The organism is Mycolicibacterium pyrenivorans, from assembly GCF_025821625.1.
In the GTDB taxonomy this organism is placed as follows: domain Bacteria; phylum Actinomycetota; class Actinomycetes; order Mycobacteriales; family Mycobacteriaceae; genus Mycobacterium; species Mycobacterium pyrenivorans.
The window spans coordinates 1-7,416 of record NZ_JACKSH010000173.1 but is presented as its reverse complement, the minus strand read 5'-3'; the positions used below and the strand labels follow the sequence as shown (position 1 = coordinate 7,416).

The window sequence follows — 7,416 nt, the reverse complement described above, 5'->3', positions numbered from 1 at the left end:
CCGAAAACGGGCGCAACCTTGTCGTGCTCGACATCGATGTCCTCAACCAAAACGACGAAGCCACCACCCCAGGAACCGCCACCATCGCACTGCCCTGAAACCCGCGCATCAGCAGAGGATCGTGATGACACAACAGCGAAAGGTCGTCGTCGTCGGTGCGGCGTCGGGCATCGGTGCAGCGGCCGCATTGCGTTTCCACGCCGACGGTGACTACGTCCTAGGCGTCGATCAGCACTCGGGCCCGGTATCGGTGGGAGACTTCGAGAAGGTGGATCTGCGGAACCGCCAGGAGGTCGACGCATTTCTGGCTCGGATCGGCCCCGGTTGGGACGTTCTGGCCCATGTGGCCGGCGTGCCGGGTACGCATCCCGCGACCGATGTCCTGGCCGTCAACTACCTCGGATTTAGATGGATGGCCGAGGGCATGCTGCCCTTGATGCGTCGCGGTGGCTCCATCGTCGGTGTCGGATCCATTGCCGGACTGGCGTGGCAGCAGCGTGCGGCCGACATCGCGGGGTTGCTCGGCGCTGACACTGTCGCCGAAGTCGCTGCCTGGCAGGCTGGACAAGACCCGAACTATCCCGTCTACAGCACCTCGAAGGAGGCGCTGCTGGTCTTCGCGAAGAAGCTTGCAGCCATTGCGTGGAACGACCACGGCGTGCGGGTCAACACCGTCAGTCCCGGACCCGTGGAGACGCCTATTCTGCGCGATTTCGAGCAGTCGATGGGAAAGGACGTGCTCGATGCCGCGCGGGCCTCGGTGGGACGCCATGCGACTGTCGCCGACATAGCACCGGTGATCACATTCCTCTCCTCGTCCGACGCCAGTTGGGTTGTGGGCCAGGACATTCAGGTCGACGGGGGATTCGCAAACGCGATGCTGACTTCCATGCTGGCCGCGGTCTGAGCACTACCTATTTATCTGGAGCCACTGATGACCATTGAAGACACCGAAGCGCGTACTCCACGGCCGTATCATTCGCTGGATCTTTCCGATCGCGTGTTCTGGGAACAGACCTTCCCCACCCGTGACGAGACGTTCGCCGAGCTGCGCGCCCAAGATGGCCTCAGCTGGCAACGCCCGGTGTCGACGATCTTCCCCTCCGAGGAGACCGGCTACTGGGCCGTCACCCGGCACTCGGATCTTAAGTATGTCAGCCAGCACAACGAAATCTTCGGATCTCGTTACGGCATCAGCATCGACTACGTGCCGGCCGAGATCCAGCAGATCAGTACATTCTTCCTTGCGATGGACCCGCCGGACCACTCGCGTTACCGTCGCCTGATCAGCTCGGTGTTCACGCCTCGGCAGGTGAAGCTGATCGAGGAGCAGATCCGCTCCAACGCTATTGAGGTCGTCGACCATCTCCTCACGAAGCTCGGTAGCGGTGAGGAAGTCGATTTCGTCGCCGAGTGTTCGGCGAAACTGCCTATGCGCACGGTTTCGGACATGATCGGGATCGCTCCGAGCGATCGCGAAGCTGTCGCCTATGCTGCGGAAGCTCTCTTCGGTGGCACCGATACCGAGTACGCCGACATCGAGGAGATCGCGGCTCATACCTTCGCACAGTTGACCTTCTTGAACACCACCGGAACGGAGCTCGCGCAGCGGCGGCGGGACGAACCAGCCGATGACCTGATGACCAGGCTGGTGGAAGCCGAGATCGACGGCGAGCGGCTGACCGATACAGATATCGGGTCGTTCATGGTGTTGCTGGCGGCTGCCGGTAACGACACCACCAAACAGACCACGTCACACGGGTTTAAGGCTCTTGTCGACCATCCTGAACAGGTCGCCTGGTTGCTTGAGGACTTCGACAATCGGATCGGCGGTGCCATCGAGGAGCTCGTTCGTTGGTCGAACCCGTTGATCGCGTTCGCGCGAACGGCACTTGTAGACACCGAATTGGCTGGCGAATCAATCAAGCAGGGGGAGAAGGTCGTTCTGTTCTACTGTTCGGCGAATCGTGACAATTCGGTCTTCGACCGGGCGAACGAGTTTGATATCACGCGCACTCCGAATCCACACGTCGGTTTCGGCGGTGGGGGCGCGCACTTCTGCCTCGGTGCACAAGTCGCTAAAATGCAGCTGCGACATCTGTTCCGAGAGTTGCTCACTCGGCTTCCCCGCGTCGAACTGGGCGAACCGCAATACCTGCACAGCAGTCTGATCCACGGTGTCAAGCACATGTCCGTGAAGTTGGCGGACTGACTCGTGGTGCGCATCAATTTCGACGAAGACTCCTGTATCGGCAGCGGCATCTGCGAGTCGCTCGTCGCTGACGTCTTTCGCACCGGCGACGACGGGTTGACAACGTTGCAAAGGGAAGTCGTTGGGGACGACCGACTCGAAGAACTTCAACAGGCAGTTTCACGATGTCCGACAGGGGCGATTGGCATTGCGTCGCAGCGCTGAGCTACGGCGGCCCTGCACAGTTTCCGGCTCTCCAGAGCCGACACAATCCGGAGGATAGAGATGGCAGACGAGGTAGTGGTAGAACGCCAGGGGCGAACGCTGGTGATGACTATCAATCGCCCCGAGGTCAAGAATGCGGCCAATTCCGCTGTGGCTCGAGGGTTGGCGGATGCTGTTGATGAACTGGATGCCAATCCTGACCTGTCGGTCGGCATCATCACCGGGGCAGCTGGAAGCTTCTGTGCGGGAGCAGATTTAAAGGCCATGGCCAGTGGTGATTATCCTTTCATCGAAGGCCGCGGACTCGGTTTCACGGAGAAGTTACCGAGGAAGCCGATGATCTCGGCGGTGGAGGGCCACGCCGTCGGTGGAGGCACCGAACTCGTTCTCGCCACTGATCTGATCGTCGCCGCCAGATCCGCGAGATTTGGCCTGCCTGAAGTTAAACGTGGCCTGCTCGCCGGCGCGGGCGGTTTGCTTCGGATCCAGCATCGTATGCCGCATCAGAAAGCCATGGAGCTCATCCTCACGGGCGATACCTTCACGGGGGAGGATGGGTTGTCCCTCGGCTTCGTCAACATTCTCGCCGAGGACGGACACGCCCTGGACGAGGCTCTGAAATTGGCGGAGCGGGTTTCTGCGAATGGCCCGTTGGCGATTGCCGCAAGCAAAGAGATCGTTATCAAGTCCGCCGATTGGTCTTCGTCCGAAATGTGGCAGCGCCAAATGGAATACCTAGCTCCGGTTTTCATGAGCAAGGATGCCCAGGAAGGACCGAAGGCGTTCGCTGAGAAGCGGGAACCGAACTGGACTGGGACGTAGTTCGCTCGCGGTAATACTGACAGTCAAAACCGAAGGAGAAAGTCGAATGTCATTGAAGGGCAAAGTCGTTCTGGTAACCGGCGGAGCCGGAGGTCTTGGTGAGGCGACCGTTCGCCAGCTGAATGACGCCGGCGCGTGTGTCGTCATAGCCGACCTCGCCGACGACAAGGGCGAAGCGCTCGCCAAGGAACTCGGCGACTCGGTCGCCTATGTCCACACCGACGTACTCGATGACGAATCGGTTGCAGCTGCGCTTGACAGGGCCGCGCAGTTGGGTGAATTCCGCTATGCCGTCATCGCGCACGGCGGCTTCGGTGTCGCGGAGAAGGTGGTGAACCGCGACGGCGAACCGGCGACAATCGACGGATTCAAGAAGACCGTCGACCTCTACCTGACCGGTACCTACAACGTGTTGCGGCTGGCTGCCGCACGGATCGCCAAGCAGTCGCCCAGTACCGAGGACGGGGAACGGGGAGCCGTGGTCATGACGGCCTCGATCGCCGGCTACGAGGGTCAAATGGGCCAGTCTGCGTACGCGTCGGCGAAGGGAGGCGTCATCGGGTTGACGCTGGTCGGTGCACGCGACCTGGCGGCGGTCGGCATCCGTGTGAACACCATCGCGCCGGGTACCATCCGTACACCCCTGATGGAGCTGTTCGGCGAAGAGGGACTGCAGAAGTTCGCAGCGGCCATTCCGTTTCCCAAGCGGTTGGGTAAGCCGTCGGAGTATGCACTGCTCGCCCAGCATCTGCTCGAAAACACCTATATCAACGGCGAGGTCGTCCGAATGGATGGGGCTCAGCGCTTCCAGCCGAAGTAGTAACACAGACAACTGCCGCGGGGGCGTCGATAAGATCCGTCCCTGCGGCAGTGTCGCTTGTGGAATAAAGGTCAGCGGGGCAGACCAAGCCCGCGCTGGGCGATGATAGTGCGCTGGACCTCGCTGGTTCCTGCGTAGATCGTGGTCCCCAGCGAGAAGCGCATGATCTGTTGGATCTGACCGTTCTCCGGAGCTGACGGGTCAAAGGGACTACGCAGTGCGTCGGCGCCCACCATCTCGTTGAAGTCTTGGCTCGCTCGTTCGAGTGCCTCTGTGCTGAACAGCTTCGACATCGGACCCTCTGCTCCGATTCGCTGTCCGGTCTCTTCGAGCCACGCGCAACGAGAAAGCAGTAGCGACGACACTTCGACCTCGATCGCCGCCCGCGCAAGCCGGCGCCTCACATCCGGATCGTTGATGCGGGCGATGCCCGCAGTGTCTTTGGCGTCGGCTGCCCACCGCTCGGCGTGCTGTAGCAGACGGGCAATGTGCGGGCCCCACCCTGAGGCATGTTCGTCCTCAAGGGCCAGTAACAGTGTCTGCCACCCTGCATTCACCTCACCGATACGCCACTGGTCGCTGATGCGAAGGTCGCTGTAGAACGTGATATTGGTGCGTTCACCGGACAGCGTCCACACCGCTTGGGCGTCGAAGCCATCAGAACCGGTCGGGACGAGGAACATCGTCAGCCCTTTGTGCTTCGGCTGCGCAGGGTCGGTGCGGGCCAACAGGAAGACGTAGTCGGCGATGTGGCCGTTGGTGGTGAACATCTTCGAGCCGTTGATCAGCCAGTCGTCACCGTCGCGAACCGCGCGGGTGGATGCTGCCGCGACATCGGATCCGCATTCGGGTTCGCTGAAACCCAGCGCGATGGTCACATCCCCGTTCGCGGCGCCTTCAAGCACCCGTTCCCGGACAAAAGCGGTTCCGACCTGCCGCACCACTGATGCGACCATTCGTGTCGTTTCCCCGAGGTACATCGGTGCGTCCGCACGATGCAGTTCGGCGATGAGGATCTGCGTCTGAAACGGGCTTAGCCGCTCGTCTTCTGCAGGATTTGCCCCATACCAACCTTTTTCGGCGAGTCCGCGGGCGAATTCGGAGTCGTGGAATACGCCCGTCGTGTAGATCTGTTCCACGAGTTCGGGCGTCATAGCGGCGCTCAGGTGGTCGCGCACCTGCGATTGGAATCGTTCCAGTTCTGCATCCAGTCGGAATCGCACGTCAGCATCTCCCGATGTGAATGTCCGCGGATCCGTTATTGCGGCGGACGGTTGGGCGCACCTTGACGTCGGATTGCATTGATCCATCGTACTACTCTGTGCGAGAGTGGGCATTCTCGCCTAGGCGTGCGCACTGGCCGGGGCTGCTGTGAACCTGCGGCGGCCCGGTAAGGGTGCGACCCCGGCGAGATACGTTGTAGCGCTTGAATACGCGTGTCGAGGAGAGCTGAGCGTGGATCTTGCCTTGAGTGATGAGCAGCGTCAGCTGGTCGAATCCTTTGCCGGACTGTTCGAGCGTGAGTCCGGCAGCGAGCGGGTGCGAGCCGCCGAGTCGACGGGTTTTGACCCCAAACTCTGGGCCGCACTCGTGCAGTCGGGTGTGTTGCACATGGTGGTCGATGAGGACACCGGGGGATGGGCTGCTAGTCGCCTTGACCTGGCCTTGGTCGCTGAGCAGTTCGGCCGTGCGGTCGGGTCAGCGCCCCTGGTGGAAACACAGGTGGCAGCGATGCTGCTGCAGGTTTGCGCGGCGCGGGGTAACGAGGCGGCAGCTGCCACGCTGGCATCGGTGCTCGAGGGGGAGCAGCTGGTGACCTTCGCGCCCCGGCCACCGGCGGCGGGTCGACTTGGCTTGGTGCCCGGAGGTTCGGTCGCCGACGCTGTCGTCGCGTTGGATGGTGATCGGCTGGTTCTCGTTCGCTTGAGCGACAACCGAACAGTGGTGAGCAATCTGGGCTCGATGCCGCTGGCGGACGTGGAAATCGGGCCGGAGTCGGTTGTGCTCGCGGCAGCGCCGGAAGCGGCGCGGTTGTTCGACGAAGCGATCGACATGTGGATCACCCTGCAGGCAGCAGCCCTCGTCGGGGCAGCTGCGCGCGCTTTGGAGATCACTGTCGACTACGCAACGCAACGAAAAGCGTTCGGCACACCGATTGGGGCGTTTCAGGCTGTCTCACACCGGCTTGCCGACAGTGCCACCGCTATAGACGGTGCCCGTTTGCTCGCTTACCGCGCCGCGTGCGCCGTCGTCGATGAACCTGACCGGGCGAGCGAGTTGGCGGCGATGGCGTTTGCATTCGCGTACGAATCAGCACGCGATGTCACCTACCGGGGCGTCCACTTTCACGGCGGTTATGGATTCATGATGGAGCAGGACATTCAGCTGTTCTACCGCCGCTGCCGCGGATGGGCGAACGTATTCGGGGATGCAAACACTGGACTCGACCGAGTCGCTGCCGCGCGCTACGGCGCCAACTGACCCGACTACCAACAGAGCCAGCGCTGGAAACACCGCGATCGAGGAGAACTCACATGCCGCAAGCGGTCGAATTCGAGATCTTCAGCCTGCCCCCGTCGCTTGAGCTTTACAGAAGGAGCTGGAGACCTGAGGAGGAGCTCCAACTTGCGGGCACGTGGCTGGGCGCCGTGGTGTCCGACAGTTCAGGGCAAGACTACTGGGGCCTGCGCGGCACCGACGACTTTCTCGTCGGTATGACGCACGTGGTGTCGCCGATCTGCGGTTTCCGAAAACTCGAACGATCCATGGACGCTGATCCGGCACACCTTTACCCCGAGTACTCTTCGATCGACTTCTATGAACCCCTGCAGTACGCGGAGTCATTTGATCGGTTGGATGTGGCCTTCGGCAGCGGTCGCATCAGCCGAGACGCTAACGGGTGTCACCGGTATGACGCCGGTGGCAGATGGGAGATACACGCGGAGACGGTCAGCGACGTCTTCGTCGTCCACGTTCCGGTCCAGGAAGGAATCGATCAACGGGTCTATTACCGGCACGAGGTGATGACCGCCCAGGGAACAATCGACGGTGTCGAGGTATCGGGGTTCGCTCACCAGGATTATGCGTACGGGCCGCCTGGCAAGGTGTATCCCGAACTGCCGATCGCGCTCGCACTGCAGGGGATGTGGGTGTCGTGGATGCACGAGTACGACGACGGTGAAATTGGTGGAGGCTGTTTCTGGCAGGGGCGCGATGGTCTGCCCTTCGGTCCCGGGTACCAACTCAAGCAGGGCATCACCACTGTGGTTCCCCCGAAATCGTGGAGGGTTTCCTATGCCGCTTCCGGCTTGGTCTTGGATTCCCTGATCTCGTAGTTGACGGGCGATAGCCCGTCTGC

The 7,416-nt window shown here is 61.6% G+C and carries 8 protein-coding genes; 7 read left to right on the top strand and 1 reads right to left on the bottom strand.

What is annotated here, in order from left to right; genetic code table 11:
* Positions 1-124 precede the first annotated feature (124 nt).
* Genes H7I57_RS20275 through H7I57_RS20255 form a run of 5 tightly spaced genes read left to right on the top strand, consistent with a single transcriptional unit; the run spans position 125 to position 4,058 of the window.
* Positions 125-907 (top strand): coniferyl-alcohol dehydrogenase, encoded by a 783-nt coding sequence (locus H7I57_RS20275; RefSeq protein WP_264025609.1) that lies wholly within the window; start codon positions 125-127, stop codon positions 905-907.
* A 27-nt stretch (positions 908-934) separates the two neighbouring features.
* Complete coding sequence (locus tag H7I57_RS20270) at positions 935-2,212, top strand: cytochrome P450 (RefSeq protein ID WP_264025608.1); 1,278 nt, start codon at positions 935-937, stop codon at positions 2,210-2,212.
* A gap of 3 nt (positions 2,213-2,215) precedes the next feature.
* Entirely contained in the window at positions 2,216-2,416 is a 201-nt protein-coding gene (locus H7I57_RS20265) for a ferredoxin (RefSeq protein WP_264025607.1), read from the top strand.
* 60 nt (positions 2,417-2,476) lie between these two features.
* Positions 2,477-3,238, top strand: a complete 762-nt coding sequence (locus H7I57_RS20260; protein WP_264025605.1) for a crotonase/enoyl-CoA hydratase family protein — start codon at positions 2,477-2,479, stop codon at positions 3,236-3,238.
* Positions 3,239-3,284: 46 nt separating this feature from the next.
* Positions 3,285-4,058, top strand: a complete 774-nt coding sequence (locus H7I57_RS20255; protein WP_264025604.1) for an SDR family oxidoreductase — start codon at positions 3,285-3,287, stop codon at positions 4,056-4,058.
* Positions 4,059-4,129: 71 nt separating this feature from the next.
* Here H7I57_RS20255 and H7I57_RS20250 read toward each other — a convergent pair whose 3' ends face one another.
* Positions 4,130-5,281 (bottom strand): acyl-CoA dehydrogenase family protein, encoded by a 1,152-nt coding sequence (locus H7I57_RS20250; RefSeq protein WP_264025610.1) that lies wholly within the window; start codon positions 5,279-5,281, stop codon positions 4,130-4,132.
* Between the two features lie 232 nt (positions 5,282-5,513).
* On the opposite strand from H7I57_RS20250, the gene H7I57_RS20245 reads away from it, so the two are divergent.
* Entirely contained in the window at positions 5,514-6,539 is a 1,026-nt protein-coding gene (locus H7I57_RS20245) for an acyl-CoA dehydrogenase family protein (protein ID WP_264025602.1), read from the top strand.
* Between the two features lie 53 nt (positions 6,540-6,592).
* Positions 6,593-7,393, top strand: a complete 801-nt coding sequence (locus H7I57_RS20240; RefSeq protein WP_264025601.1) for a hypothetical protein — start codon at positions 6,593-6,595, stop codon at positions 7,391-7,393.
* The last annotated feature ends 23 nt before the right edge of the window (positions 7,394-7,416 follow it).